Source organism: Rhizobacter sp. (genome assembly GCF_035702065.1).
Lineage (GTDB): Bacteria > Pseudomonadota > Gammaproteobacteria > Burkholderiales > Burkholderiaceae_C > Rhizobacter.
Genome location: NZ_DASSRA010000421.1, coordinates 1 through 2,039, shown reverse-complemented (window position 1 = coordinate 2,039; position 2,039 = coordinate 1). Strand labels below are relative to the sequence as shown.

At 67.3% G+C, this 2,039-nt stretch carries 3 protein-coding genes; all 3 read right to left on the bottom strand.

The features are described from left to right. Positions 1-521: Gfo/Idh/MocA family protein (locus VFL64_RS18645; RefSeq protein WP_489541881.1), on the bottom strand; the 521-nt coding region annotated here is incomplete at its 3' end. A gap of 139 nt (positions 522-660) precedes the next feature. Continuing rightward, a complete protein-coding gene (locus VFL64_RS18640) occupies positions 661-1,626 on the bottom strand; it encodes a substrate-binding domain-containing protein (protein ID WP_489541880.1) in 966 nt (321 codons plus the stop codon). A gap of 70 nt (positions 1,627-1,696) precedes the next feature. Continuing rightward, positions 1,697-2,039 (bottom strand): ABC transporter permease (locus VFL64_RS18635; RefSeq protein ID WP_489541879.1); only part of this gene is annotated, 343 nt, incomplete at its 5' end.

Below are 2,039 nucleotides of genomic sequence, written 5' to 3'. Positions count from 1 at the left end.
CCCTGGTGGTACTCGACGATCACCTTGTGGATGGGGCCGATGGCGCCGGCGCGCACCAGCTCACGCGCCTCGCGCACCATGGGGTAGCCGGTGTAGTTGTGCGTGACGCCGAACACCGTGCCGGCGCGCAGCGCGGCGCGCTGCAGTTCCTCGGCCTGCGCGCTGGTGTGCACCAGCGGCTTGTCGCACACCACGTGGATGCCGGCCTCGGTGAAGGCCTTGGCCACGGGGTAGTGCAGGTCGTTGGGCGTGACGATGGAGACGAAGTCGATGCGCTCGCCGGGCGGGCGCTTGAGCTCGTCGGCCAGCAGCGCCTGCCAGCTCGCGTGGTTGCGGTCGTCGGGCAGGCCGAGGTCGCGGCCGGAGGCGAGCGCCTTGTCGGGCTGCGACGAGAGCGCGGCCGAGACCAGCCGCATCTGGCCGTCGAGCGCCATGGCCGCACGGTGCACGCTGCCGATGAAGGCGCCGCGGCCGCCGCCGACCATGGCGTAGCGCAGGGGGGTGAAGGAGGAGGCGTTCATGCGCGTGCCTGGCGGGAGTTGTCGAAGGAAGGAAGCGAGCGAAGCGTCGCGACAGATCCTGCAACACCCGTGGAGCCGGCTTTGCCGGTCCACTGGGTGGCGTCCCTTGGGGGCAGGAGCGAAGCGACTGGGGGGCGATTTAGAACGGCGAATCGGGGAAGTAGAACTGTTTCGCGTTCTCCTTGGTGATCAGCACCGAAGGGATGATGGTCGTGGCTGGCAGCTTCTCGCCCTTCAGGCGCGCTTCGGCGGTGAGCTTGATCGCGTCGTAGATGAACTTCGGCGAGTACGACACGTTGGCCTGGATGCGCGGGTCGGTGCCGTCCATCAGGGTCTTGACCATGCCCTTGGCGCCGGCGCCACCGAAGACGATTCGGATGTCGGTGCGCTTGGCCTGGTCGATGGCCTTCAGCACGCCGACCGCCATGTCGTCGTCGGCGGCCCACACGGCGTCGATCTGCTTGAAGCGGGTCAGGAAGTCCTGCATCACCTTGAACGCGTCGTCGCGGTTCCAGTTGCCGTACTTGGCGTCGAGCAGCTTGATGTCGGGGTGGTTCTTCATCACGCTGTTGAAGGCGTCCATGCGCTCGTTGTCGAGCGTGGTGGCGATGCCGCGCAGCGCGACGATGTTGCCTTTGCCGCCCAATGCCTTGGCCAGGTACTCGGCCGGCACCTTGCCGAAGGCGGTGTTGTCGCCGGCCACGTAGGCGTCTTGCGCGCTGGTGTCGGTGAGGCCGCGGTCGACCACGGTCACGTAGATGCCCTTGCCCTTCACCTGGGCCACCGGCTTGGTGAGTGCGGCCGATTCGAAGGGGAACACGACCAGCGCGTTGATCTTGTTGGCCGTCACCAGGTCTTGCAGCTGGTTGGCCTGCTCGCCGGCGTTGGCGGCCGTCTTGATGGTGACCTTGAGGTCGGGGTACTTCTTCTCCAGCTCCTTCTTGGCCTCGCCGGCCCACCAGACGATGCCGCCGGTGAAGCCATGCGTCGCGGCGGGAATCGCCACGCCCAGGTTGACCTTGTTCTGCGCCGAGGCACTGGCCGCAAAGCCAAGGGTGCCGGCCGCGATGGCGGCGGCGGCGAGCAGTCGAACAGCGAATGTCATGGTTGTCTCCGTTGTGTTGCTGATGGACGGTGCGGCTCGTGGCCGCGGTTGAGGAACGCTGTGATGCGGTCTACCGGCGGCGTCGCTGCATGAAAGCGACCGCGATGATCACGAAGCCCTGCACGGCCGCGTTGAGGTAGACGCTGATGATGCTGGTGAGGTTGAGGATGTTGCTGATGACCGAGAGCAGCACGGCACCCACCACCGTGCCGGTGATGCTGCCCGCGCCGCCCTTGAGCGCCGTGCCGCCGACGATCACCGCGGCAATCGCTTCCAGCTCCCACAAGAGCCCGGTGGTCGGCGAGGCCGAGCCCAGGCGCGGCACGTAGAGCAGGGTGGCGATGCCCACGCACACGCCGAGCAGCACGTAGGTGATGACCTTGATGCGGTCCACGTCCACCGCCGCGTAGCGC